Source organism: Pseudomonas sp. (assembly GCF_002796985.1).
In the GTDB taxonomy this organism is placed as follows: Bacteria; Pseudomonadota; Gammaproteobacteria; order Pseudomonadales; family Pseudomonadaceae; genus Pseudomonas.
Map to the genome: position 1 here is coordinate 362,545 of NZ_PEKX01000007.1, position 25,014 is coordinate 387,558.

The 25,014-nt window shown below is 64.7% G+C and carries 27 protein-coding genes; 7 read left to right on the plus strand and 20 right to left on the minus strand.

Going from position 1 to position 25,014, the window contains the following annotated elements; translation table 11 throughout:
* Positions 1 to 75: 75 nt before the first annotated feature.
* The 6 genes from CTR55_RS07150 to CTR55_RS07175 form a co-directional block, all read right to left on the minus strand.
* Positions 76 to 717, minus strand: a complete 642-nt coding sequence (locus tag CTR55_RS07150) for an NAD(P)-dependent oxidoreductase (protein WP_296285224.1) — start codon at positions 715 to 717, stop codon at positions 76 to 78.
* A 128-nt stretch (positions 718 to 845) separates the two neighbouring features.
* A complete protein-coding gene (locus CTR55_RS07155; protein ID WP_296285225.1) occupies positions 846 to 1,478 on the minus strand; it encodes a potassium channel family protein in 633 nt (210 codons plus the stop codon).
* A 71-nt stretch (positions 1,479 to 1,549) separates the two neighbouring features.
* Positions 1,550 to 2,434 carry a 3-hydroxyisobutyrate dehydrogenase gene (mmsB, locus tag CTR55_RS07160; RefSeq protein ID WP_296285226.1) on the minus strand — a complete coding sequence of 295 codons (885 nt, stop codon included), beginning with the start codon at positions 2,432 to 2,434 and terminating at the stop codon, positions 1,550 to 1,552.
* A 186-nt stretch (positions 2,435 to 2,620) separates the two neighbouring features.
* Positions 2,621 to 3,724: an enoyl-CoA hydratase/isomerase family protein gene (locus CTR55_RS07165; protein WP_296285227.1), complete on the minus strand. Its 1,104-nt coding sequence runs from the start codon at positions 3,722 to 3,724 to the stop codon at positions 2,621 to 2,623.
* Between the two features lie 10 nt (positions 3,725 to 3,734).
* Positions 3,735 to 4,553 carry an enoyl-CoA hydratase gene (locus tag CTR55_RS07170; protein WP_296285228.1) on the minus strand — a complete coding sequence of 273 codons (819 nt, stop codon included), beginning with the start codon at positions 4,551 to 4,553 and terminating at the stop codon, positions 3,735 to 3,737.
* A 237-nt stretch (positions 4,554 to 4,790) separates the two neighbouring features.
* Positions 4,791 to 5,954 (minus strand): isobutyryl-CoA dehydrogenase, encoded by a 1,164-nt coding sequence (locus CTR55_RS07175; protein WP_296285229.1) that lies wholly within the window; start codon positions 5,952 to 5,954, stop codon positions 4,791 to 4,793.
* 162 nt (positions 5,955 to 6,116) lie between these two features.
* Here CTR55_RS07175 and CTR55_RS07180 point away from each other — a divergent pair, with 162 nt between their 5' ends.
* The 3 genes from CTR55_RS07180 to ung all read left to right on the plus strand — a co-directional run bounded on the left by CTR55_RS07180 (position 6,117) and on the right by ung (position 8,417).
* The gene (locus CTR55_RS07180) at positions 6,117 to 6,995 is read left to right on the plus strand and encodes an AraC family transcriptional regulator (RefSeq protein ID WP_296285230.1); all 879 of its coding nucleotides are present in this window, start codon (positions 6,117 to 6,119) and stop codon (positions 6,993 to 6,995) included.
* Between the two features lie 111 nt (positions 6,996 to 7,106).
* Complete coding sequence (locus tag CTR55_RS07185; protein ID WP_296285231.1) at positions 7,107 to 7,670, plus strand: hypothetical protein; 564 nt, start codon at positions 7,107 to 7,109, stop codon at positions 7,668 to 7,670.
* 54 nt (positions 7,671 to 7,724) lie between these two features.
* Positions 7,725 to 8,417 carry a uracil-DNA glycosylase gene (gene ung, locus CTR55_RS07190; protein WP_296285232.1) on the plus strand — a complete coding sequence of 231 codons (693 nt, stop codon included), beginning with the start codon at positions 7,725 to 7,727 and terminating at the stop codon, positions 8,415 to 8,417.
* A gap of 143 nt (positions 8,418 to 8,560) precedes the next feature.
* On the opposite strand, the gene CTR55_RS07195 is transcribed toward ung, so the two are convergent.
* From CTR55_RS07195 to CTR55_RS07245, 11 genes are all read right to left on the minus strand, one after another.
* The gene (locus CTR55_RS07195; RefSeq protein WP_296285233.1) at positions 8,561 to 9,187 is read right to left on the minus strand and encodes a hypothetical protein; all 627 of its coding nucleotides are present in this window, start codon (positions 9,185 to 9,187) and stop codon (positions 8,561 to 8,563) included.
* Positions 9,184 to 9,963 carry a hypothetical protein gene (locus CTR55_RS07200; RefSeq protein WP_296285234.1) on the minus strand — a complete coding sequence of 260 codons (780 nt, stop codon included), beginning with the start codon at positions 9,961 to 9,963 and terminating at the stop codon, positions 9,184 to 9,186. Before CTR55_RS07200 ends, CTR55_RS07195 begins: the two co-directional genes overlap by 4 nt.
* Positions 9,964 to 10,006: 43 nt before the next feature.
* A complete protein-coding gene (locus CTR55_RS07205) occupies positions 10,007 to 10,198 on the minus strand; it encodes a hypothetical protein (protein ID WP_296285235.1) in 192 nt (63 codons plus the stop codon).
* A 4-nt stretch (positions 10,199 to 10,202) separates the two neighbouring features.
* Entirely contained in the window at positions 10,203 to 10,514 is a 312-nt protein-coding gene (locus CTR55_RS07210; RefSeq protein WP_296285236.1) for a hypothetical protein, read from the minus strand.
* Positions 10,511 to 12,316 carry a lipase family protein gene (locus CTR55_RS07215; RefSeq protein WP_296285237.1) on the minus strand — a complete coding sequence of 602 codons (1,806 nt, stop codon included), beginning with the start codon at positions 12,314 to 12,316 and terminating at the stop codon, positions 10,511 to 10,513. The genes CTR55_RS07210 and CTR55_RS07215 overlap by 4 nt, the downstream gene beginning before the upstream one ends.
* A gap of 24 nt (positions 12,317 to 12,340) precedes the next feature.
* The gene (locus tag CTR55_RS07220) at positions 12,341 to 13,114 is read right to left on the minus strand and encodes a hypothetical protein (RefSeq protein ID WP_296285238.1); all 774 of its coding nucleotides are present in this window, start codon (positions 13,112 to 13,114) and stop codon (positions 12,341 to 12,343) included.
* Positions 13,115 to 13,167: 53 nt separating this feature from the next.
* On the minus strand, positions 13,168 to 13,530 hold the full coding sequence (locus tag CTR55_RS07225) for a hypothetical protein (RefSeq protein ID WP_296285239.1): 363 nt from the start codon (positions 13,528 to 13,530) through the stop codon (positions 13,168 to 13,170).
* Between the two features lie 188 nt (positions 13,531 to 13,718).
* A complete protein-coding gene (locus CTR55_RS07230; RefSeq protein WP_296285240.1) occupies positions 13,719 to 15,239 on the minus strand; it encodes a tripartite tricarboxylate transporter permease in 1,521 nt (506 codons plus the stop codon).
* Positions 15,240 to 15,249: 10 nt separating this feature from the next.
* Complete coding sequence (locus CTR55_RS07235) at positions 15,250 to 15,717, minus strand: tripartite tricarboxylate transporter TctB family protein (RefSeq protein WP_296285241.1); 468 nt, start codon at positions 15,715 to 15,717, stop codon at positions 15,250 to 15,252.
* Between the two features lie 49 nt (positions 15,718 to 15,766).
* Entirely contained in the window at positions 15,767 to 16,744 is a 978-nt protein-coding gene (locus tag CTR55_RS07240; protein ID WP_296285242.1) for a tripartite tricarboxylate transporter substrate binding protein, read from the minus strand.
* Between the two features lie 29 nt (positions 16,745 to 16,773).
* Positions 16,774 to 18,063, minus strand: coding sequence for an OprD family porin (locus tag CTR55_RS07245; protein ID WP_296285243.1), 1,290 nt, complete (start codon positions 18,061 to 18,063; stop codon positions 16,774 to 16,776).
* Between the two features lie 285 nt (positions 18,064 to 18,348).
* Here CTR55_RS07245 and CTR55_RS07250 point away from each other — a divergent pair, with 285 nt between their 5' ends.
* Positions 18,349 to 19,020: a response regulator gene (locus tag CTR55_RS07250; protein ID WP_024765529.1), complete on the plus strand. Its 672-nt coding sequence runs from the start codon at positions 18,349 to 18,351 to the stop codon at positions 19,018 to 19,020.
* Complete coding sequence (locus CTR55_RS07255; protein WP_296285244.1) at positions 19,013 to 20,419, plus strand: sensor histidine kinase; 1,407 nt, start codon at positions 19,013 to 19,015, stop codon at positions 20,417 to 20,419. The genes CTR55_RS07250 and CTR55_RS07255 overlap by 8 nt, the downstream gene beginning before the upstream one ends.
* A 160-nt stretch (positions 20,420 to 20,579) precedes the next feature.
* On the opposite strand, the gene CTR55_RS07260 is transcribed toward CTR55_RS07255, so the two are convergent.
* Both CTR55_RS07260 and CTR55_RS07265 read right to left on the minus strand, forming a co-directional pair.
* A complete protein-coding gene (locus CTR55_RS07260) occupies positions 20,580 to 21,416 on the minus strand; it encodes an HDOD domain-containing protein (RefSeq protein WP_192289745.1) in 837 nt (278 codons plus the stop codon).
* Positions 21,417 to 21,461: 45 nt separating this feature from the next.
* Positions 21,462 to 22,397: a folate-binding protein gene (locus CTR55_RS07265; RefSeq protein WP_296285245.1), complete on the minus strand. Its 936-nt coding sequence runs from the start codon at positions 22,395 to 22,397 to the stop codon at positions 21,462 to 21,464.
* A gap of 157 nt (positions 22,398 to 22,554) precedes the next feature.
* Here CTR55_RS07265 and CTR55_RS07270 point away from each other — a divergent pair, with 157 nt between their 5' ends.
* Positions 22,555 to 22,809, plus strand: a complete 255-nt coding sequence (locus tag CTR55_RS07270; protein WP_296285246.1) for a succinate dehydrogenase assembly factor 2 — start codon at positions 22,555 to 22,557, stop codon at positions 22,807 to 22,809.
* Positions 22,793 to 23,245: a protein YgfX gene (locus CTR55_RS07275; protein ID WP_296285247.1), complete on the plus strand. Its 453-nt coding sequence runs from the start codon at positions 22,793 to 22,795 to the stop codon at positions 23,243 to 23,245. The genes CTR55_RS07270 and CTR55_RS07275 overlap by 17 nt, the downstream gene beginning before the upstream one ends.
* Here the strand turns inward: CTR55_RS07275 and nadB are convergent.
* Complete coding sequence (gene nadB, locus CTR55_RS07280) at positions 23,214 to 24,830, minus strand: L-aspartate oxidase (protein WP_296285248.1); 1,617 nt, start codon at positions 24,828 to 24,830, stop codon at positions 23,214 to 23,216. The two genes, CTR55_RS07275 and nadB, sit on opposite strands and share 32 nt — an antisense overlap.
* Between the last annotated feature and the right edge of the window lie 184 nt (positions 24,831 to 25,014).

Consider the following 25,014-nt stretch of genomic DNA (forward strand, 5'->3'; position numbering starts at 1 on the left):
GCCAGAGCCAGAGCCAGAGCCAGAACGGAGCAGCTTTCTGTAGGAGCGAGCTTGCTCGCGAACCCACGGCCCCGATCAATAAGCCACGGTAAACCGCTGCTGGTGATGGTTGGCCTGCTCGGCCTCGTCGATCATCGCCACCGCCAGGTCCGGCAGGGAGATGCGGCTCTCGCCGTTGCCATCGAACAGCACCTGGTCGCCGCCAATGCGGAAGCTACCGGTGCGGGTTTCGCCGTCGAGCAGCATCGCCGGGCTGAGGAACGCCCAATCCAACGCCTTTTCCGCGCGCAACTGGTCGAGCGCGTCGGCGGCGCCCAGTGCGCCCTGCTTCCACTGTTCGGGAAATTCCGGGCTGTCCACCAGGCGCTGGCCGGGGGCGATCTCCAGGCTGCCGGCGCCGCCGAGCACCAGCAGACGCTTCACGCCGGCGGCCTTTACGCCGTCGAGGATGGCGCGGCTGCCGCTGGCGTGGGCCTCGCGGATATTCGGGTTGCCCCAGCCAGCGTTGAACGCGCTGACCACGACGTCCTGCCCTGCCACGGCGCGGGCGACCTGGGCCGGGTCGTAGATATCGGCCTGCACCACCGTGAGGTTGTCGCGCGCCGGCAGTTTCGCCGGGTCGCGCACCAGCGCAGTAACCTGGTGCCCGCGACGCAGGGCTTCTTCGAGGAAGTAATGGCCGACATGGCCGGTGGCGCCGATCAGGGCAATGTTCATGGAATCACCTTCGTGGGATGGAGTGCCGCGCCTGAGTGTGTATTGCCGGCGGGTGATTCATCTTCGTCGCCGTGCGGCCGGCGATAAAGACGGGCTGACGCCATGCACTCGTAAGCCCGGCTTCACAATCAGTCCTTGCTGTCGTCGCTCATCAGGCTCAGCCCCCGCGCCACGGCGAGGGCGATGAACAGCGCGCCCATGATCGCCTCGCTGCCCGCCAGCAGGCGCGCCAGTGGCTGCACCGGGACGATGTCGCCATAGCCGATGGTGGTCAGGGTGATCATGCTGAAGTAGATGAAGGCATCCAGGTGCAGCGCTCCGTTGTTGGTCTGGAAGCTGCCGGGCCAGAGGTCCTCGATCAGGTTGTAGGCGAGGGCGAAGGACAGGGCGAAGTTCAGGTACAGGGCGCAGAGCCCGTAAAGCAGCTCGCCGGTGACGGGGCGCTCCTGGGTAACGCGACGGAACAGGGCGACGACCAGCAACTGAATGAAGATCAATTGGGGAATGCCACGCTGCAGTGCGGGATGCACATGCCATGCGGTGGGGGCGAACAGCATGAACAGGCTGAGCACGCCCATCACGCTGATGAAACTGAAGAGCATGCTGTGGCTGCGGACGGTGTTCAGGCCGGCCAGCACCATCAGCAACAGGCTGCACAGTTCCAGCAGCGGGTTGGGCGATGGAAAGGCCAGGACGACCAGCAACAGCAGGACGCTGTTGAGCAGCAGGCGAAAGCGATAGCGCAGTAGGAATGAATTCAAGGCCAGTGGCCCTCTGTCTTCAAGGGGCGGCCAGTCTCGACCAGGCTACGAGCGCAATGCCATGCCTGCGGCTAGGAATCGAACAGCTTCTGCACGACGGAAAAATCCTGTTCTCCATGGCCCTGTTTCACCAGCAGACGATAGAGAGCCAGCGCCAGGCTGCCCATGGGCGTGCTGTTGCCGCTGACCTGGGCGGTTTCCAGGGCGAGTCCCAGGTCCTTGGTCATCAGCGCGGTCATGAAGCCGCCGGTATAGCCGCGTGACGCGGGGGCGTTCTCCATCACGCCAGGCCAGGGGTTATAGACCTCCAGCGCCCAGTTGCCGCCGGAGCTGCGCCGCATGATCTCCGACAGCACCGCCGGGTCGAGGCCATTGGCGGTGCCGAGGGCGAGGGATTCGGCGGTGCCGATCATCAGCACGGCGAGCAATTGGTTGTTGCACACCTTGGCGACCTGCCCGGCGCCGTCGCCGCCAGCGTGGAAGAGGTTTCGGCCCATGGCGGAAAGTACCGGGCGGGCGCGTTCGAGCACCTCGGCGTCGCCGCCGACCATGAAGGTCAGGGTGCCGGCGATGGCGCCGCCGGTGCCGCCGGAGACCGGAGCGTCGAGCATGGGAATCCTGAGTTCGGCGGCGGCCTGATGCACCTTGCGCGCCGAGGCCGGGGCGATGGTGGAGCATTCCAGCACCAGGGTGCCGGGGGTGATGTGTGCCAGCAGGCCTTCCTTGCCGAGGTAGAGCCCTTCGACGTGCTGGCTGGCCGGCAGCATGGTGACGACCACATCGGCGCCGTCCACCGCGTCGTGGGCACTGCGCGCAGCACTGGCGCCCTGGACGACCAGGCCGTCGATGGCGCTCTGGACCAGGTCGAACACGCGCAGCAGGTAGCCGGCCTTGATCAGGTTGGCGGCCATGGGGGCGCCCATGTGGCCGAGGCCGATGAAGGCGATGGTTTGCATGCTGGTTTCCTCCTGTTCAACGACGACAGGCACTCCAGCGCTTTTGCTCTTGTAGGAGCGAGCTTGCTCGCGAACAGCCTCGTAGCGGGGCGGGTTCGCGAGGCCGAATCGGTTCCCGACGGGGTTCGGCATTTCCCACATTCCTGTGGGTCACAAGCTCGCTCCTACAGGGGTCGACCGTGGCGGTTACAGGTCCGCCAGCGGATGCTCGCCCTCCCAGGTCGCGTCGAAGTGCGCATTCACCACAGCATCAGGTATGGCAGCGATATCCGGCCAGTGCCAGTGCGGGGTGTTGTCCTTGTCGATCAACCGGGCCCGCACGCCCTCCGGGAATTCCGGATAGCGGCAGCAGTTCAGGCTCATCGCGTACTCCATGCGGAACACCTCGGCAGTCGACAGATGGCGCGCGCGGCGGATCTGCTCCCAGACCAGACGAGCGGTCAGCGGGCAGCCCGCGGCCAAGGTCTTCGCGCCTCGGGCGATCAGTGCATCGGCGTCCTCGGTGAGCGCGGTCAGTGCTTGCCAGGCTTCGGCGACGTTGGCGCTGTCGAGTACCGCATCCAGACGCTCGCGACGCGGCAGCAACTGCGCCTCGGGCATTTCACCGCGGGCTTCGTGCTCCAGCGCCTGGAGCAGGCTATGTATCTGCACATCCGCCTGTTCACGCCAGTTCAGTTGCTCCAGGCCTTCGATCAGATCGTCCTGCTGGGTGTCGAGCAGGAAGCGGTCGGCGAGGTCCAGGTCCAGCGCGTCGCGGGCGTTCATCTGCGTCGCGGTCAGCCCGAGGAACAGCCCGAGGCTGCCGGGCAGGCGGGCAAGGAACCAGCTGGCGCCGACATCCGGGTACAGGCCGATATTGATCTCCGGCATCGCCAGCCGGCTGCTCGGGGTGACGATGCGCACGTCGGCACCCTGCATCAGCCCCATACCGCCACCCATCACGTAACCGTGGGCCCAGCAGATCAGCGGCTTCGGATAGCTGTGGATGAGGTAGTCCAGGCGGTATTCGTCGGCGAAGAAGCGGCGGGCCAGTTCCGGCACCTCGCCAGGCTTCTCGCGGCAGGCGTCGACCAGTTTGCGCACGTCGCCGCCGGCGCAGAAGGCCTTGCCGCCGTTGCCGCGCAGGACCACGCAGGCGATCTGCGCGTCGTCCTTCCAGGCACGCAGCCGGTGGTTCATCGCCTCGATCATCGGCAGGCTCAGGGCGTTGAGGCTCTTCTCCGCATCCAGCGTTACCACGCCAATGCGGAAGCCGTGCAGGCCGGGGCGTTCCTCGAACATCACATTCATGGTCAGAGCCTTATTGGTTGCGCCAGTGTGGGTCGCGTTTTTCCAGGAAGGCATTCACGCCTTCGCGGGTGTCGTCGGCGTCGAACAGGTCGACGAAGCGCTCGCGCTCTTCCGGCAGCCAGGTGCTCGGGCCACGCTCGCGGGCGCCCTGGATCAGCGGCTTGATGGTGCGCACCGCCACCGGGCTCTGCCGCGCGACCTTGGCGGCCAGCAGCAACGCAGTGCCGCGCGCTTCGCCGGTATCGACAACCTGCTCGATGAGGCCGATGCGCAGCGCGGTGTCGGCATCGACACGCTCGCCGCAGAGGATCATGCGCTTGGCCCAGCCTTCGCCGACCAGCCAAGGCAGCGCCTGGGTGCCGCCGGCGCAGGGCAGCAGGCCCACGGTGGCTTCGGGCAGGGCCATCTGCGCCTGGCGCTCGGCGATGCGGATGTCGCAGGCCAGGGCGCATTCCAGTCCGCCACCCATGGCATAGCCGTTGATCGCGGCAATGGACACGCCACGGAAATCGCGCAGCGCCTCGAAGGCTTCGCCGAAGCGGCGGGCCATCTCGCGGGCGCGGGCCTTGTCGCCGTCGGCGAACATGTTCAGGTCGGCGCCGGCGGAGAAGAATTTCGGGCCCTGGCCGGTCACCACCAGTGCGTAGATGTCGTCGTCACGGTTCAGGTGCTCGATCAGCTGGCGCAGACCAATCAGCGAGTCGCGGTCCCAGGTGTTGGCCGGCGGATGGTTGATGGTGATCAGCGCGGTATGGCCGTGCTTCTCCACCGTCAGCTTGTGGGTCAGGTCGAAGACTCCGGGCTTGTAGGGCTCGAGGGCATTGCTCATGGGCATCTCCTGGTCGGTACCGCCTGTGGGCGGGAGTATGGGCATGGACTCTAGGCGCGCCCGGCGCCGCGCGTCCATGTCCGATCTGTTCGATTGCGCTCGCGTGGGCGGGCGGTTTTTCCAGTGCTTTTGATCTTCGCTTTTCGTAGGAGCGAGCTTGCTCGCGAACCAACCCCGCAGCGGTGAATGTTCGCGAGCAATAACGATGGCGTCCCCCTCGCTCCTACAGGGGGGATCTCACAGCAGGCGGTCCAGCATCCCGCCCTGCTCCAGCAGGCGGCGGGCAACGATCACTCGCATGATCTCGTTGGTGCCCTCCAGAATCTGGTGCACGCGGCTGTCGCGCACCCAGCGTTCCAGCGGGTAGTCGTTGAGGTAGCCATAGCCGCCATGCAGTTGCAGCGCCTCGTTGCACAGGGTGAAGCAGCGGTCGGTGGCGAAGCGCTTGGCCATGGCGCAGTACAGGGTCGCCTCGCCGTCCTTGTGGTCCAGCTTGTGCGCGGCCAGGCGCACCATCTGCCGGCTGGCGGTGAGGTCGGTGAGCATGTCGGCAAGCTTGAATTGCAGGGCCTGGAACTCGGCCAGCGCCTTGCCGAACTGTTTGCGCTCCTCGACGTAGCGCAGCGACTGCTCCAGCGCTGCCTGGGCCGCGCCGAGGGAGCAACTGGCGATGTTCAGGCGGCCGCCGTCCAGGCCCTTCATGGCGTAGACGAAGCCCTGGCCTTCCGGACCAATGCGGTTACCCGCCGGGATGCGCACGCCCTCGAAGGTGATGGTGCGGGTCGGCTGCGCCTTCCAGCCCATCTTGTCCTCGTTGCGCCCGTAGCGGACGCCCTCGGCGTTGGCCGGCACCAGGAAGCAGGAGATGCCCTTGGCGCCTTCCTCGCCGGTGCGCGCCATGACGATCAGCACGTCGGTGCTGCCGGCGCCGGAGATGAAGGTCTTGGCGCCATCGAGCACGTACTCGTCACCGTCGCGCCTGGCGCGGGTGCGCAGGCGTGCGGCGTCGGAGCCGGCATCCGGCTCGGTGAGGCAGTAGGAGGCCAGCAGTTCGCCGCCGATCAACCCCGGCAGCCACTGCTCCTTGAGCGCGGCGTCGCCGAAACTGGCGAGCATCCAACTGGCCATGTTGTGGATGGTCATGTACGCGGTGGTGGCAACGCAGCCGGCGGCCAGTTGCTCGAAGATCAGCGAGGCAGACAGGCGCGACAGGCCCAGGCCGCCGTCTTCCTCGGCGATGTACAGGCCCAGGTAGCCCTGCTCGGCGGCGCGGCGGATCACTTCCACCGGGAAGTGGTGTTGGCGGTCCCAGTCGGCGGCGTGGGGCGCCAGTTCGCGGCTGGCGAAGGCGCGGGCGCTGTCCACCAGCAGGCGTTGTTCTTCGGACAGATCGAAATGCATGCAGCTACCTCTGTTTGTTCTTGTCGGCTACAGCGTCGTGCCGGGCACGATTCTCTTCGATAGAGAGTCCTCCGTTTATAGCCGTTGCGCCGACGGCTGTGGATTGACGATCTTGTGTAAGGGATGGACGATCTTGGCATTGCCGCATCTGGATTCGTGCCCATGTCCCGTCCACTGATCTCCACCTGGCCGCTGCCGCAGCAGGGCGTGCGCTTCATCACGCCACCGCGCCTGCGCCGCGCACTGGATCGCCACCCGCTGGGTCAGGCCTGCTATCCACTGGCTCTGGGGTACTACCCGGCGGCGGTGGGGCACCGCATGGAGCGAGAGAAGCCGGATGACCACCTGCTGATCTATTGCAGCGCCGGGCAGGGTTGGCTGGAAACAGCGGATGGACGATTCGAGGTTGTCGGCGGCGATTTTCTCGTGCTGCCCAAGGGCCACGCCCACGCCTACGGTGCTGACCCGCAGCGGCCCTGGTCGATCTTCTGGGTGCACCTGGAAGGCCGCTTGGCCGAAGACTTCCTGCGCCCGCTGGGCAAGTCGCCGCGCCTGCGCGTGGGCGTGCAGCCGCGCATTCTCGGTGAGTTCGATGCGCTGTTGGCGCTGCGTCGGCAAGGCCTGAGCCTGCCGCACTTCATTCACGCCGCGCACCTGCTGCAAAGCCTGCTGACCTCGCTGGCCCTGCGCCCGGCGCGGGCGCGCTTGAAGTCCGGGCGGGTACTGGACGTGGAAGCGGTGCAGGCAATGATGCGCGAGCACCTGCACGACGCGCTGAACCTCGACGAGCTGGCGGCGCAGTTCCGCCTGTCGCGCTTCCACTTCGCCAAGACCTATCGCGCATTGACCGGCCAGGCGCCGATCCAGGATTTCATCCGGTTGAAGATGACCCATGCCTGCCGCCTGCTCGACCAGGGCAACCTGGAAGTACGGCAGGTTGCCGAGCAACTGGGCTACGCCGACCCGTACTACTTCTCGCGGCTGTTCAAGAGCGTGGTGGGCATGGCACCCAGTCACTACCGTGCGCTGCATACCGGCTGACTCTGAAATGGGCACGTGGCGTGGTGCGTCTGCCGTGCTGGCGTGCACCACCGTGCACGTCAGCTCAAGGCTCGCTAGTCTGCGACGACCACAAGAAGAGGAGCCTGTCCCATGCTGCCCGTGATCGCCGAACTGCTACTGACCCTGGCCTGCGCCATCGCCGCCTGGCTCGCTCTGCGCGAGAAAATGGGCTGGCGGGCGCTGGGTTTCCTGTCCATGGGCATCGCGGCACTGCTGGGTGCGCTGGAATATGGCGGCGCCGTCGGGCTGGCCGACGCGCATCACGTCGCGAGCGTGGTGTCCGGCGCCGTGGGCCTGCCGTTGATCGCGCTCGGGCGCTTGTCTGGCGGCCTCGGCCGGCAGGCGCTGGTGCTGGTTGTCGGCGTGCTGCTGGTGTTCCTGGCGCAGCTCTCGCTGGTGAGCAACCTGATCGCACTGCTGGTGATCGCCTGGCCCGGCCGTTCCCGGCGCTATGCGATGGCATTGCTCGGCGCGCTGCTGTTCATCGGCAGCGGCCTGCTGATCGGCACCCGCGGCGAACTGGCCGGTTTGCCGCGTCGCGAACTGTTCCACCTGGGGCTGACGGTCGCCGTCGTGGCGTGGATTTTTGCCGGCCTGGGCAGCGCTTTGCCGCGTTTGCCGGGCGCATGGGCAGCGCGGCACAAGTCGCCTTGACTTAGCCGGGGCGCTTGCTTAGCGTGCCGGTTCGTTTTACCAGGCGGATGCACCATGACCAACGAAGACCGGATCAAGCTGGAACCCAGCTGGAAAGAAGCCCTCCATGAGGAATTCGAAAAGCCCTACATGAAGCAGCTGGGCGAGTTCCTGCGCACGGAGAAGGCCGCCGGCAAGGTGATCTTCCCGCCCGGTCCGCTGATCTTCAATGCGCTGAACAGCACGCCGCTGGAGCGCATCAAGGTCGTGATCATCGGCCAGGACCCGTACCACGGCCCCGGCCAGGCCCACGGTCTGTGCTTCTCGGTGCAGCCGGGCGTGCCGACGCCGCCGTCGCTGCAGAACATCTACAAGGAGCTGCATCGCGACCTCAACCTGCCGATCCCCAGCCACGGCTACCTGCAGCACTGGGCCGAGCAGGGCGTATTGCTGCTCAACACCTCGCTCACCGTCGAGCAGGCCAATGCCGGCTCCCACGCCAATGCCGGTTGGCAACCGTTCACCGACAAGGTGATCGAAGTCGTCAGCGCGCGCTGCGACTGCCTGGTGTTCCTGCTCTGGGGCGCCCACGCGCAGAGCAAGCAAAAGCTGATCGACGCGCAGAAGCACCTGGTGCTCAAGTCCGCGCACCCCTCGCCGCTGTCGGCTTACCGGGGCTTCCTCGGCAACGGCCACTTCAGCCGCACCAACAAGTTCCTCGAACAGAACGGCCTGACGCCTATCGACTGGTCGCTGCCGCCGGTGTGATGCCGATGCTCCGGCGCGTGTGGCTAGCAGTGCTGCCGGGCCTTGTGCTTGGCGGGAGCTGACTCGCTGCCGGCTCCCTTGTCGACAATCATCGTTCCAGCGAGTCGATCTATGGCTTTACGAGATCGACTACGCAGCCGTGCTTACTTGCCTTGTAATTGTGAAACCCAGGGTTCGAAGCGAATGGCCTCTGCCCCGATAGCATCAAATGAAAAGCGTGGCCATTCGTCTTTACGCTTGAAATCCAGCGTCTCCCTGTCGAATTCGTCCGTGGTGATGAAGGGGATGTACTTCTTTTGAATGACCAACAATGGGGCTCTCTTCTCTCTGGGGACTTGATCGGATGTTGTACGTCGCTCCTCAACGACAAAAAGTTCCTCCAAATTCCCGGTGATCGTTCGTCCTTCTGCTGCCAGGGAGTACTTCGTTCTAAGCATGACGTGGTTCAATTTCCACTGGCAGCGGCCGCCGCCATCCAGGTAAAAACGGGTCCGGTAGATGTCGCTGCTGCCCTGTTGCAGAAGTTCCGCCTGGACAATCTTGAGTTCTGGCTCAAGTCCCATAGCTACTCGCTGATTCGATTCACAGTGCTTGGACACATAGAACGCCACCGCAGGCAGAATGGAAGAGCCTGGCTGCACCTTCACCGCCACCGACAGCTGCGGGCTGTCCGGTGGTGGGGCGAGGCTATTCTGACTGCAAGCGGCAAGACCCAGGCAGAGACTCCCAAGTGACAAAACAGATATGAACCTGCTTTGCGACGGACTCATTTCGATTGCCCCAGGCGGATAGCTTGGAGTTTGTCGAAGTCGGGCTCGCTGCTGCCGTCGGCGATGATGCTGCCGTCTGGGTAGGTGAATTGAGTATGGTTACCCTCCTTTTTCACCTTCGGTCCCGCTGAATAAACTACGTAACCAGCGTGCAGTGCAGGTTCAAAGTCGACACGTTGCGCAGTGGGAACTCTATAAGACCTATAGATATCACCATCTCCTAACAAGCGAACTTGCTTCCTGTAGGGGCCTAGGAACTCTTCATCCACCCAAGGGTAGTAGTCCTCCTGTATCAATAAATTGCCCACGATGTCCTGTGTCTGATCGGGGTATGAGCGTTGCTGGGGATAGTTGTCATCAAAAATAGCGATGACCCCCCCCCCTCGACCTGATTGAACATCTGCCCCGAAGCGCCCTGTGTTCTGGTAGCTAACCCCAAAAGTAACGTTGCTCAGCTTCCACTGGCAGGCACCGCCACCATTCCTGGCTAACTTGGCTTCATAGCGATCACTTTGCCTCTGGCGCTGTGGTTGCACTTCGATAGGGTAGAACCCGTCGACTTCGTAAGGAACACCATCGGCTGACTCCTTGCTTGGACATTTTGCCGAGCGGTACATCACCCGCATGCTGTCCGCCGCCAGGTCCGGTGGCACCTTGATAGTGATGGTCACCTGTTCGCCGCCGGGTGCCGGAGCGAATGTTGGTTGCTGCGCGCAGCCGCTGAGGCTGGCGAGCGCGAGCAGGGTGCCGCTGGCGCTATTGATCAGAAAGTTCATGCTCACTGGTCCTCTTCATTGACGCTGTTGGGCAGCGTGATGCTCAGCTCGTCGGGGTAGCGGGTGGGATGGCCCGGGTCATGCCGTGCTGGTCGGCCACCCCCTCGTAGACCTTGTGTTCCTGGGTGGTGATGCGGTACTGCACAAAGGCGTACGGGCCACCATTGTGCTGTGTGACCTGGTAGGTCACCTGGTGGAGCGGGAACTGGCCGGGGTGGATCAGGATGTTGCTCATGCTGTCACTCCTCGGTTGGGCGCTTGCGGTAGATGTTTTCGGTGGGCTCGCCGACTGGTCGCTCCAGGCCGGCGAAGCGTTCGATCGCGTCGCCGCCGCCTTCCAGTTGTTCGGTCATCACCATTGCCTGGGGCAGTAACTGTTGCAGGGCGAGGAACAGCTCGTTGCGCTTGCGCTCCTCCTCGGGGCTTTTCGCAGACCCACTGGCCATCTGTTCCATGAAGGCGGCGCGCTCTTTCTTGCGTTCCAGTGGCATGGTTGGGGCGCACAGTTCCAGCAACTGGTTGTGCAGGAAGGGCAGGTACTGCGAACTCATGAAATGGTCCGTGGCGCTGACGCGATGGGAACCGGTTCGGGGTTGCTGTAGGGCGGGAAATACTGCTTCAGGCTGTCCCTCGACAGCGATTGGATGAAGGCCTTTTGCTGCTCGCTGGCGTACTGGCTCTTTTCATCGCTCAGGCTGGGCACCAGGTAGAGCTTGGTGATTTTCGCCAAGCGCCGGGTCAGTACGCGTTGTTGCGGCATGCGCGGGCCGTCATTGCCGCCCTGGACGGCGGGTTGTGTGTCGTTGCTTTGCATCGTCTGCTGGGCGGTGAAGAACAGCACCGGGTTGCCGTGGTGCCAGTACGGGTCGCCGAACTCCACGATCTTGCTGGCCAGCAGCTCGCCGGTGGACCACAGGTAGCCCAGGTCCGGCCCCAGCGGGCCGAGCGCCTGGTACAGCCAGTTGTCCAGCTCGGCTTCCGGCGGCACGCAGGGGATCAGGTCGGCGTCGTTGATATGGCGGTAGTGCGTGAAGCGCAGATATTGCATGGCCATGGCGGTAAAGGTACGCGGCATGCCATAGGTGTAGAGCAGGGGGTTGAAGTCTTTTAGTTCGGCCGAGTGGATCAGACCCAAGGCGCCGCCCAGGCTGTGGCCACAGATGAATAGCTTCTTATCGCGAGCTTGTTCCTGTATTTCCTCAAGGCGCTCACCAAATAGTTTTTTGGCAACTTCGAAAGCTTGTAGGAATCCGAAATGCACCTTGCCCTTGTTGGTCAGTTGCGTGCAGGGCGCCTTGGTTTCACAGCGCGTGCCATCGGCCAGCACCGGCTGGTACTGCGCATCGGTCAGCCAGTCCCAGAACTCCGAGGTGCCGCGCCAGGCCACCAGCAGTTGGGTCTTGTTGCTGACATAGAACAGCTGGGTGTCCTCGATGATGCGCAGCGGAATGTTCGGTTCGCTCTTGGGCACCGACACCGTGCGCGCATCCAGCATCACTGCCGTGGTGTAGCGCTCGCTGAAGGGCACATCTACCACCAGCGCCGCTGGCCAAAGCCCGCCGGGCGTGGGGGGCGGGAAGGAGGGCGTTCGAGAGAGGTCCAGGCATTGCCGGAAGAAGAACTCCTCTACTGAGCCGCGCAGTTCTTCCGCAGGAGTGAGCACGCGCTGCTTGCGTGCCTTGAAGGTCACATCGGTGTAGGAGAGGTCCGCCATCAGCCCCAGGTTGTAGGCATTGGCCATGCTGTATTCGGGCTGGTGGTGCAGCACCAGGTTCCAGGCGCGGAACGGGCAGATTTCCAGCACATGGCGGCGGTTCAGTGCGTCAGCTGCGATGGTAAAGCCGCTGAACTTGGGATCAGGGAAATGGAAGGCGGGCAGTTGGTTGCCAGTCCACTCAGGCTTAATCTTAGGTAAGCGGTCGCACAGTTGACCAATGCGTAGGTAGTGATGGGCATTGCCGGCTTCCCGCGCCAGCTTTTCCGCTCGAGAGCCCGGTGCTGGCGGACCGTAGCTATAGGCGTACAGCGGCTCCCGCAGCTTTTCCCCGCGCGTGGCGCGCAAGCGGCGGGTCTGCATGACCTCAGCCAGCGGATCGGCAGTCAGCCACAAGGTCACGGCAATGGGATGGAGGCCTTCCAAGCGGATCACGCCCTGACCATCGCTTTGGCCGCTGAACTCGGGGACCAATCCGCAGCGCGTTGCCTCGTTGCTCGCTCGATAAGGTTGGTGCGGCAGCGGGTCACCTTGTTCGTCGAGCAACTGGAGTTCCAGCCAGTGGCGAATCTGCTTGCCACGAACGATGACTGTTTTGACTGCGCAGATGGTATCGGTACGATGGGAGTATTCAGACATGGGGAGTCCTCCATGACGAGCTATTTAATCGGTTGGCTTTGGGGGGGTTAGCTCTTGTAGCTTTTGAAATCTTGGCCTTGAGTTACTGTCAGATATTGTGCCGTCGGGATATGAATTTTTTGCTTGCTCATTGCTATTTCTATCCCTTACGCCCAAGGTTTTTACGATTAGGTTGTCGTGTAAAATTGGCTCGAAATGGATTTGTTTCGCTTTTTTTGCGAGATATGTTTCTGTGTCTTTTATTCCGAATATATTTATCTTTACACGATGGCCACTAAGGAAATTCTCAATGATCCATGGGTAGTATTCCTTTCTTATTGATAAGTCACCTTCCACAATTTCGATGCCTTCGCCTGTTTGCTCTTGGGGATGATTGTTATCAAAGATTACAATTACTCCCCCCCCGCGCCCGTACTTAACACCCCCCCCAAACTGCGCCGTATTCTCGTAATGCACCCCAAAGGTCACGTTACTAAGTTTCCATTGGCAGGCGCCGCCGCCGTCCCTGGCCAACTTGGCCTCATACAGGTCGCTCTGCCCCACCTGCCGGGGCGCCACGTCGATGGGGTAGAAGCCGTCTATCTCGTAGGGCACGCCATCGGCAGATTCCTTGCTCGGGCATTTGGCCGAGCGGTACATCACGTGCATCGTGTCCGCTGCCAGATCCTTGGGCACTTTGACGCTGACCGTGACTTGCTCGCTGTTGGGCGGGGGAGAAAATACGGCCTCTTGGGCGCAACCGCCGAGACTGAATAACAGGAAGGCGGCCGATGCCGTGAATAATCCAGGTGTTTTCATTTAATTCTCCGGAAAGAGGTTGTCATAATTGCTTGGATATAGGCTTGTCACTATCAGTTGAAGTGCCGCGGGCATTGCGAAAGATCCTCTTCACTCCAGTCCGTCAGCGGCAGGGTGAGTGTGTCGGCAATAAAGGAGAACGGCGTATCGAGAGCGCCCAGCAAGATATTGAAGCCAAGTGTGCTCTTTATCGCCGACCAATCAGTCATGGCGGCGAAGTCCCACGACAATCCTTGATATGGGCAGGTTGGGCCATAGGATACTGCTGCCCCCAGGGTGCCGCAGCCGAGAAGGGTCGAGAACAGAAGTGCCAGCGTCGAAGTCTGGATAGCTTTTACGATCCGGAGTTTGGTCGGGGTGCTATTAGTTGGAGGACGGTTATTAATTGCGGAGGCGGCGAAGGCGCGGAAATTCATCTGGCAGGCATCCTTGTCGGAGAGAGTCCCGCTTTTACGCAATCATGCACTTCTGTGGCGATAGGACCTGTCCTAAAGCGTTAGCCGAATCAGCGTCAGTTTTTTCCGTCATCCCGCCAAAAAAGAGGCCCGCACAGAGGCGGGCCTTGAAAGTCGCCGCGCGTCTCGACGCGGCGAGCGTGGTGGCTTTACGCGGCGTCAGCCACGGCCTCGCGGGCACGGCGGGTGCGCTTGCGCCAGGCGCGGTACAGCGGCAGGCCGAGCATGAGTGCGACCAGTGCCCAGGTGCCGAGGGTGATCGGGCTGGACCAGAGGATGCCCAGTTCGCCGTTGGAGATGGACAGCGCGCGGCGCAGGTTCTGCTCCATCAGCCCGCCGAGGATGAACCCCAGCAGCAGCGGCGACAGCGGGAAGTCCAGCTTGCGCAGGAGGTAGCCGAGGATGCCGATGGCGACCATCAGGAACAGGTCGAAGGTGGTGGCGTGCACGGCGTAGACGCCGATCGCGGTGATGATCGCGATGCCCGGCACCAGCGCCCAGTTCGGCACCGAAAGGATGCGGGTGAACACCCGCACCATCGGCACGTTGAGGATGATCAGCATGACGTTGGCGATGAACAGCGAGGCGATCAGGCCCCAGACGATGTTCGGCTGTTCCTGGAACAGCAGCGGGCCGGGGGTGATGTTGTACAGGCTGAGCGCGCCGATCATCACGGCGGTGGTGCCCGAGCCGGGGACGCCGAGGGTCAGCATCGGCACCAGGGCGCCGCAGGCGGAAGCGCCGATGGCGGTTTCCGGGGCGGCCAGGCCGCGCAGGTCGCCCTTGCCGAACTTGCCCGAGTCGCCGGCCAGTTTCTTCTCGGTCATGTAGGCCACGGCGCTGGCCAGGGTCGCGCCGGCGCCGGGCAGCACACCCATGATGAAGCCGAGCAGGCCGCAGCGTACGTTGACCACGGCCACCGAGGCTGCTTCCTTCACGTTGAACAGCATGCGCCCGCTGGCCTCGACCATTTTGTGGCCGTGGTGGGTCTTCTCCAGCAGCAGGAGGATTTCGCTCACCGAGAACAGGCCCAGTACCAGCACCACGAACTGGATGCCGTCGGAGACGTGGATGTTGTCGAAGGTGAAGCGGTAGACGCCGCTGTTGGCGTCGATCCCGACGCTGGACAGGAACAGCCCGAGCAGCGCCGCCAGCAGCGTCTTCAGCGGGCGGTCGCCGGCCAGCCCGCCGAGGGCGACGATGGCGAAGACCATCAGCACGAAGTATTCCGCCGGGCCGAAGGCGATCGCCCATTTCGCCAGCAGCGGGGCGAACAGCACCATGCCGCAAGTGGCGATGAAGGCGCCGATGAAGGAACTCCAGGCCGACAGCGACAGGGCCACGCCGGCCAGGCCGTTGCGTGCCATGGGATAGCCGTCGAGGGTGGTCATCACGGTGGAGGCTTCGCCGGGAATGTTCAGCAGGATCGAGGAAATCCGTCCGCCGTATTCACAGCCCAGGTACACGGCGGCGAGCAGGATCAGCGCCGATTCCGGCGGCAGGCCGAGGGCGAAGGCGACGGGGATCAGCAGGGCCACGCCGTTGATCGGGCCCAGGCCCGGCAGCAGGCCGACGACGGTGCCGATCAGGGTGCCGATCAGCGCGGTGATCAGGTTGTACGGGCTCAGGGCGACGCCGAAGCCTTGCCCGAGGTAGCTCAATGTTTCCATGACGGTTTCCTCAGAGCAGGGGATCGAGGATGCCCAGCGGCAGCGGGACGTCCAGGGTGCGGTCGAACAGCACGTAGAGGCCGACGGCGAGCAGCGTCGCGGTGATCACGCTGGCCAGCGGGCGGCCGCCGTAGATCAGCGCGATGAAGGTGCCGACCAGGGCGCTCGCGGGGATGAAGCCCAGCGGCTCGAACAGGCCGGCATAGACCGCCAGCAGAGCGACGCAGAGCACCACCTTGGCCAGTAGCGCGCCTTCCAGCGCGGGTTCGTCTTCCTCGCGCTTGATCGGCGTGGGGCGCGCGATCAGCCAGGCGAGTCCGATGGCCATCAGGCACAGGCACAGCAGCGGGTAGGCGCGCGGGCCGACCGGTTCGTAGGAGAAGGGCGCCTGGAGGTGCCAGGCGATCAGGGCGAAGGCGACGCAGGCGAGCAGCCAGGCGCCGGCGAACAGCCGCTGGAAGAGGCTGGTACGGGACATGGGGAGTCTCCTGGCGCCGCCTTCGCTGAAGGCGGCGCCGCTCGGGGCGTTACTGGATGAGGCCGAACTCGCGGGCCAACTGCTTGTACTGGGCGACCTGCTGCTTCACGTAGGCGTCCAGCTCCGGGCCGGTCATGGCGAAGGGGAACAGCTCGCGCTGGTCACGCAGCTTGGCGAAGTCTTCCGAGGCCAGCAGCTTGTCGAAGGCGCCTTTCCAGAACGCGTAGTCCTCGTCGCTCACCTTCGGGCCGACATAGAAGCCGCGCACCACCGGCCAGACGATGTCGTAGCCCTGTTCCTTGGCGGTGGGGATGTCGGTCATGCCTTCATCCTTCAGGCGCTCCTCGGCGAACACGGCGAGCAGGCGCATCTTGCCGGCGCGGATGTGCGGCATGGAGTCGGAGATGTCCGTGCTGCCCACCTGGATGTGCCCGCCCAGCAACGCCGTGGCGATTTCGCCGCCGCCTTCCAGGGCGACGTAGCGCAGTTGCTTCGGGTCGATGCCGGCGGCCTTGGCGATCAGTGCGGTCTGCATCCAGTCCTGGCTGCCGACGGTGCCGCCGGAGCCGATCACCACCTTGCTCGGGTCGGCCTTGAGCGCGGCGACCAGGTCACTGAGGTTCTTGAATGGCGAGTCGCTCGGCACGGCGATGGCGCCATAGCTGGTGCCGACGGCGGCCAGCCACTTCACGGCGTTCTCGTCGAATCGGCCGAATTTGCCCTGGGCCAGGTTCAGCAGGGATCCGCTGGAGAAGGCGGTGATGGTGTTGCCGTCGGCCGGACGCTGGGCGACCACCGCGTTGTAGGCCACAGCGCCGACGCCGCCGGGCATGTAGGTGACGCGCATCGGCTTGGTCAGCAGCTTCTCGTCTACCAGGGCGCTCTGCGCCAGCTTGCAGGTGAGGTCGAAGCCGCCGCCGGGAGAGGCCGGGGCGATGCATTCCGGGCGCTTGGGCTCGGCCATCAGTTGGCTGGCGGCGAGCAGGGTGGCGCCGGCGAGGGTCAGGTTGCGCAGGACGGTGGACATGGTGCGATTCCTCTCTTGTTGTTGTCGGTTTACCAGATCGCCAGGGAGTAGCTGAGGTAGACACGCGTCTCGTCGGCGTCCCGCGCGAAGCTGGAACGGTAGGTGGCGTTACGCACGCGCACCGCGACGTCCTTGAGCGGGCCGCTCTGGATCACGTACTTGATGTCGGTGTTGCGCTCCCATTCCTTGCCGTGACCGTCCATGCCGTTGATTTTGGCATTGTCACCGCTGATGTAGCGATTCATCAGGGTCAGGCCGGGGATGCCGAGGCCGGCGAAGTCGTAGTCGTGGCGCACCTGCCAGGAGCGTTCCTCGGCGTCGGCAAAGTCGCCGACCTGGACGAAGTTGACGAGGTAGGGGTTGCTGCCGTCGATGTAGGGGAAGGCCGTGTCGCCGTTCATCTGTTGCCAGCCGAGGCTGAACTTGTTGGCGCCCAGGGCGTAGCCGAGCATGCCGTTGAAGGCTCGGTTGTCGATCTCCCCGCCTCGGGCAGCGCCCTGGTCGTCGCTGAGGGCCAGGCGCAAATCGGCGCTGAACTTGCCTGGGCCCAGCGGGTAGGCCGCGAGCAGGCCGACGAAGTGCTGGCGGTAGACCTCGTCCAGCTGCGCGTAGTGGTAGCGGCCGGTGAGGTGGTCGGTGAATTTGTAGTCGCCACCGGCCAGGTCGTAGTGCTTGCCTTCGGCGTTGCCGCCGGAAAAGCGTTTGTTCTTGTTGTTCAGCGCGAGGTCCTGCCAGTCGGTGGAGTCGCGGTCTTTCACTTTCTCCAGGCGCCCGCCGGTGAAGTTCAGGCCGGGCAGGTCGGTGGAGTTGAGCAAGCCGCCCTCGAAGGTCTGCGGGAACAGTCGGCTGTCGTTGGGCTGCAGGGTTGGCAGGTCGGGGATCAGGCTGCCGATCTTCAGCTCCGTCTCGGAGGCCTTGAACTTGGCGGTCAGGCCGAGCTTGCTGTATTCGTCGGCGGCGCGACCGTCATCGTGGGTCGGAAGCAGGCCGGTGCCGGTGCGGTCCGGGGACGAATCGAGCTTGAGGCCGAGCATGCCCATGGCGTCCAGGCCGACGCCAATGGTGCCGGGGGTGTAGCCGGACTGGAAATCAAGGATGAAACCCTGCGCCCATTCTTCGCGCTTGGACTGGCCGGCGCCGTCGCGGAAGTCACGGTTGAAGTAGATGTTCTGGGTGCTGAGCGTGGCGCTGCTGTCTTCGATGAAGCCGGCGGCTTCGCACAACGGGGCGACCCCGGCGAAAGCCAGCAGGGCGGGTGTCAGACAGCGGGAGTTGGGCTTGGCGAAAGCCGGTGCAGCCAAAGGCCGGGCGGTGGTCATCTGTGGTCTCCATTCTTGTTGTTGTCGCGAAAGGGCACCACGCCGCCTTCCGCTCTGTTGACGGTCTTTGCCGTCGTCGAGCCTGCTTCTCCCACCGTTGCGCCTGGGCAGTCGGCGCTGAAAATCGGGGGGTGGGAGGCGGCTCGTTGGCGATGCTAACGGGCTAAGCTTTCGCCAGGCTTTCAGTCACCTTTCGCAGTGATTTCAGCGAATTTCCCCCATTCACAGCGGCTCGCGGATGGGTAAACTGCCGGCCCGAACCTGTAGTCCGAGGGGTAGAAACGCGTGCGAATCCTCCTGGTTGAAGACCATCCGCAGCTTGGCGAAAGCGTCGCCCAGGCGCTCAAGGGCGCCGGCTGGACCGTGGACCTGCTGCAGGACGGCGTAGCGGCCGACCTGGCCCTTGCCAGCGAGGACTATGCGCTGGCGATCCTTGATGTCGGCCTGCCGCGGCTCGATGGCTTTCAGGTGCTGGCGCGCCTGCGCGAGCGTGGCAAGACCCTGCCGGTGCTGATGCTCACCGCGCGCGGCGAAGTGCGCGACCGCGTGCATGGGCTGAACCTGGGCGCCGACGACTACCTGGCCAAACCCTTCGAGCTCACCGAGCTGGAAGCGCGGGTGAAGGCCTTGCTGCGCCGCAGTGTGCTGGGTGGCGAACAGCAGCAGCGCTGCGGCGAGCTGGTCTACGACCTCGGCGCGCGGCGCTTCACCCTGGCCGAGCAGGCGATGAACCTGACCTCCCGCGAGCAGGCCGTGCTGGAGGCGCTGATCGCGCGGCCGGGGCGGGTGATGAGCAAGGAGCAACTGGCGGCCCAGGTGTTCGGCCTGGACCAGGACGCCAGCGCGGACGCCATCGAAATCTACGTGCACCGTCTGCGCAAGAAACTTGAAGGCAGTTCGGTGCGTATCGTCACCTTCCGTGGCCTGGGCTATCTGCTCGAGGCCCAGGATGGCTGAGCGGCGCTGGGGTTTTCTCGGCGCCGGCAGCCTGCGCGGCCGGCTGCTCTGGCGTCTCGGCGGGTTGCTGGTGGTGTTGCTGCTGATCGGCAGCGCGGCGACTTACTGGCGTGCCCGGCATGCCGCCGACATTGCCTATGACCGCACCTTGCTGGCTTCGGCGCGCGACATCGCCGACGGCCTCTACGCCAGCGACGGCACCCTGCGCGCCAACGTGCCCTACGTGGCGCTGGACAGCTTCGAGTACGACAGCGCCGGGCGCATCTTCTACCAGGTGATCGATCCCCAGGGGAACATGATCTCCGGCTACGAGAACCTGCCGGCGCCGCTGCCGACCACGCCGCGCACCGACGATTACCCGGCGCTCGCCAAGTTTTACGACGCCTCCTATGAAGGGCAGGGCGTGCGGGTGGTCAGCCTGTTGCAGCCAGTGAGCCAGCCGACGGTCAGCGGCATGGCGGAAATCCGTGTCGCCGAAACCATGGGCGCCCGCGAGCGGCTGGCGCGCACCCTGCTCGCCGACACGCTGCTCAACCTCGCGCTGTCGGCCATCGCCGCCCTGATGATGGTCTGGTACGCGGTGAGCGCCGGCCTGCGCCCGCTGGATCGGTTGCGCGAAGCGGTGGAGGAGCGCCAGCCGGACGACTTGCGGCCGCTGCCGGTAGTCCGTGTACAGAAAGAGTTGCGCCCGCTGGTGGCGGCGCTCAACCACTTCACTGTGCGCCTGCGCGGGCTGTTCGACCGCCAGTCGCAGTTCATTGCCGAGGCCTCTCACGAGTTGCGTACCCCGCTGGCGGCGCTCAAGGCGCGGCTGGAACTGGGCCTGCGTGAGCAGGACCCGCAGCAGTGGCGCGCGACATTGGCCGAGGCCGTGCAGAACACCGACCGGGTGACCGGGCTCGCGAACCAGTTGCTGTCTCTGGCGCGGGTGGAAAGCGGCGCCCGCGCGATTGCCGAGGGGGCAGGGGAGAGCATTGAACTCGGCCAGCTGGCTCGCGAACTCGGTCTGGCGCTGGCGCCGCTGGCCTATTCGCGCGGCGTGTCGCTGGCGCTGGAGGCAGACGAGCCGGCCTGGGTGAAGGGCGATCCGACGCTGCTCAACGAGCTGCTCAGCAACCTGGTGGACAACGCCATCGCCCATGCACCGGCAGACGGCAATGTGATCATCCGCGTGCGCTCGCCGGCCGAGCTGGAAGTCGAGGACGACGGCCCCGGTATCCCACCGGAGGAGCGCGACAAGGTGTTCCGCCGCTTCTACCGCCGCCGCCAGCAGGGTACCGGTCTGGGGCTGGCCATCGTCGGCGAGATCTGCAGCGCGCACCGTGCGCATATCGAGCTGGGCCAGGGCGAGCTGGGCGGCCTGCTGGTGCGGGTGACCTTCCCGGCGGAAAACAGCTGAGCCGGAAATGCAAAACCCGCCGGTAGGGGCGGGTTTCGACGGTGGCAAGGGCTCTTCGTAGGAGCGAGCTTGCTCGCGAACCGTTCTCCAGCGAAATCCGTTCGCGAGCAAGCTCGCTACTACAGATTGGCCGCTGCCGCCGGCTCGCTTGTGACGTCGCTTACTGCAACATGCTCATCGCCGCTTCCATGGCGGCGGAGAGGTCTTCGTCTTCCTTCACGTCCGCCTTCGGGTCCAGGCCCAGCTTGGCGAAGGCCGGAATGGTCGCCCAGTCCAACTCGGTGTAGGGGTGCTGGCTGCCGAGGTAGCTCTGCAGGGTGGCGACCTGGACGATGTCCACATAGTCGACCTTGGCCGAGTCGCGGCTGAAATCCAGGTGCTGGCCCGGCACGGCGGCAATCGGCGCCGGGAAGTCCCAGGCCTTGAGGATGCGGTCGCCAATGACCGGGTGGATGCGCTCGATCACATGGTTGAGGCTGATGGAATCGGCCAGCAACTCGCTGTGCTCCTCGGCGTAGGTGAGGATCGGCAGCACGCCGATCTGATGCACCAGGCCGGCGAGGGTCGCCTGATCCGGCGCCAGGCGGGTGTAGTGGCGGCACAGGGCGTGGCAGATGCCGGCGATCTCGGTGCTCTTGTTCCACACCTCGCGCATCTTGCGGTCGACCACGTCGGAAGTGGCCTGGAACATCTGCTCCATGGCCAGACCGGTGGCCAGGTTGCAGGTGTAGTTGATCCCCAGGCGGCTGATCGCCATCTGCAGGTCGGTGATTTCCTTGTTGGTGCGCAGCAGTGGGCTGTTCACCACCTTGATGATGCGCGCGGTCAGCGCAGCGTCGTTGCCGATCACCTTGCTGAGGTCCTGGATGCTGATGTCCGGGTCTTCCGCCGCTTCACGGACGCGCAGGGCGACTTCCGGCAGCGTCGGCAGCACCAGCTCATCGTTGTCGATGGCCCGCAGCAGTTCCTGTTGTACTTTTTCGGCAAGCTTGCTCATGAAGTGTCCTTCAGGGAAAACCGGGCTCCCCGCCCGGCACAAAATTCAGCGCTGGATCTCGCGGTCGCTGTCCAGAACGTAAGGCAGATCCAGCAGGCGCAGGGGCTGGTCATCGCCCAGGCGCACGTTGCCATCGGCAGCGGCGTCTTCCTGCAGCACGGCGAGCAGCTCCACGCCGTCGGCCGCGCGGGCGGCCAGCACCACTTCGCCCACGCTACTGGAGTGCACCGGCGAAAACAGCTCGCGGCCCGCCTCCGGCAGTTCGGCGCCGTCGAGCTTCAGGCGCTTCAGGCGGCGTTTGAGGCGGCCGAGGTACTGCATGCGCGCGACGATTTCCTGGCCGGTGTAACAGCCCTTCTTGAAGCTCACGCCGCCCACGGCCTGCAGGTTGATCATCTGCGGAATGAACAGCTCGCGGGTGGCGCCGAACACCTGGCCGACGCCGGCGCGCACCTGGCCAAGCAGCCAGTCGTTGAGTTCGCCATGGGGCAGGCGAGCCTGCAGCAGGTCGGCGATGGCGGCGGCACGTTCGGCCGGCACCCAGAGTTCGACGCGGCCCTGGCCGAGGCCGATGGCGATCAGGCCGTCGGCCCGCGCCACCTGGTCGGCTTCGCCGGTCAATGTCAGGCCTAGTTCGGCAAGTACGGCATCGGCACCGCTCAGGCCGAAGCGCGCCCGCTGGGCGCTGTCATCGGACAGCGTGACCTTGGAGAACACCGCGTATTTCTTCAGGTCCGTCAGCTGGCTGTCCAGCAGGTCGTTGGCCATGGCCAGCAGGAAGCCATCGCCCTCGGCGAGGATGCGGAAGCTGGAGGTCATTCGGCCCTTGGGCGTGCAGCGGGCGCCGAGGCTGGAATATTCGGCGTTGAGGTAATTGAGGTTGCAGGTCAGCTGGCCCTGGAGGAATTTCGCGGCGTCCGCACCGCGTACGGCGAGAATCCCTTCGTGATTGAGTTCGGTGAAGAAAACGGAGTCGGTCATCACGGTTCGCTGGAAGAAAGTTAGGGGCCTCATGATAGAGCTCGGGCCGTGCCTTGTCAGCGGGTGCCGGGGGAGCCGAGCATGCGTATAATGCCGCTCGGCTCGCGCGGTGCGTCGACTACGCGAGCGCCCCGATGTACACGAGAGGACCCCGCAGATGAACGACGAAACCGAACTCAAACGCCTTTTCTGGCACAGCCGTCGCGGCATGCTGGAACTGGACGTCCTGCTGGTGCCCTTCCTCCAGGAGGCCTATCCGGGCCTGCCGGCTGAAGATCAGGCGCGTTTCCGCAAGCTGCTGGAAAGCGAGGATCAGGACATGTTCGGCTGGTTCATGCAGCGTGGCGAGCCGGAAGATGCCGACCTGCGCATCATCGTTCGCATGATCCTGGACCGTGTCCAGCCGAAGTGACCCCTTCGAGTGTCGCTGGCAACCGTCTATCGGGTTGCTGGCGGCCTACCTTGCCGCGCAGTGCTGCGCCATCCTGGCGCTGCTGCTCGCGGACGTTCCCCTTCACTGGAAAACGCTCGGCCTGAGCCTCTGCCTATTGCATGCCTGCTGGGTTGTGCCGCGGCAGATTCTATTGCGCGCGCCGGACTCGGTGCGTGCGCTGCGCCACAACGCCGAGGGCTGGCAGCTGTGGAGCGAGCGGGAAGGCTTTCAGCCGGTGCGGCTGATGTCGGACAGCCTGGCGCTGCCTGCTTTGATCGTTCTGCGCTTTCGTCGCCCCGGCGACTGGCTGGCGCGCAGCGTTTGCGTCCCTGCTGATGCCTTGGCGCCGGAGCTGCACCGGCGTTTGCGCGTGCGGCTGCGCTTCAGCCGCCATAGGTGGGCGGCGCCAGAATAGTGTCGCGAGCCTCGGGCAACAGGTCCGGGTAGTCCAGCGTGTAGTGCAGTCCACGGCTCTCGTGGCGTTGCATGGCGGAGTTGATGATCAGCTCGGCCACCTGGGCGAGGTTTCGCAACTCGATCAGGTCACGGCTGACCTTGTAGTTCGAGTAGAACTCGTCGATCTCGTCCAGCAGCAGGCGCACCCGGTGCTGGGCGCGCGCCAGGCGCTTGTTGGTGCGCACGATGCCCACGTAGTCCCACATGAAACGCCGCAGCTCGTCCCAGTTGTGCGCGATGATCACGTCTTCGTCCGAGTCGGTCACCTGGCTGGCGTCCCAGCAGGGCAGTGCGACCAGGTCTTGCGCCTTGGGCAGCTCGGCGAGGATGTCGGCGGCGGCGGAGCGGGCGTAGACGAAGCACTCCAGCAGCGAGTTGCTGGCCATGCGGTTGGCGCCGTGCAGGCCGGTGAAGGTGGTTTCGCCGATGGCGTAGAGGTTCGGCACGTCGGTGCGGCCCCGGGAGTCCACCAGCACGCCGCCGCAGGTGTAGTGCGCCGCTGGCACCACCGGGATGGGCTCGCAGGTGATGTCGATGCCGAAGTCCAGGCAACGCTCATAGACGGTGGGGAAGTGCTCGCGGATGAACTCGGCCGGCTTGTGGCTGATGTCCAGGTAGACGTAGTCGATCCCCAGACGCTTCATCTCGTGGTCGATGGCGCGGGCTACCACGTCGCGCGGGGCGAGTTCGCCCAGGGCGTGGAAGCGCGGCATGAAGCGCTCGCCATTGGGCAGGCGGAGCAGGGCGCCTTCGCCGCGCAGCGCCTCGGTGATCAGAAAACTCTTGGCCTGCGGGTGGTACAGGCAGGTCGGATGGAACTGGTTGAATTCCAGGTTGCCGACCCGGCAGCCGGCGCGCCAGGCCATGGCGATGCCATCGCCGGAGTTGCCGTCGGGGTTGCTGGTATAGAGGTAGACCTTGCTGGCGCCGCCAGAGGCGAGCACGGTGAAGCGCGCGCTGAAGGTGTCCACTTCGCCGGTGGCGCGATCCAGTACGTAGGCGCCCAGGCAGCGTTGACCCTCTATCCCGAGTTTCGGCTCGGTGATCAGGTCGACAGCGACCCGTTGTGACAGCAGCTCGATGTTCGGCCGCTGCCGCGCCTGTTCCAGCAGGGCGTTGAAGATGGCTGCGCCGGTGGCGTCGGCGGCGTGGATGATCCGCCGGTGGCTGTGGCCGCCCTCGCGGGTCAGATGAAATTCGAAGCCGCCGTCTTCGCGACCCGGTTCATGGTCGCGGGTGAAGGGCACGCCCTGCTCGATCAACCACTGGATAGCCTCGCGGCTATGCTCGACAGTGAACTTGACCGCATCCTCGCGGCACAGGCCGGCGCCGGCGACCAAGGTGTCCTCGACGTGGGACTCGACGGTATCGGCGTCATCCAGCACGGCAGCGACACCGCCCTGGGCCCAGAAGGTAGAGCCCTGGGAGAGTTCGCCCTTGCTCAGCACGGCGATCCTCAGGTGCGAAGGCAGGGTCAAAGCCAGCGTCAGGCCGGCGGCCCCGCTGCCGATCACTAGGACGTCGTGCTGGAAATGCTGACTCATACCCGGCTCCACAAAATGGCGCCCTAGTATATAGAAGGGGGCCACGGCACAATACTGGCGAACCGATGACACTGAAGGTGCGTGCGGTGGGGCGGCAGTCACAGGGCGGGAGGCCTTCTCCCCCGCTCAAGCTGGCCCGGCGGACGCCAGGGCTGGTATCGAAGTCATTGACTGATCACAGCCA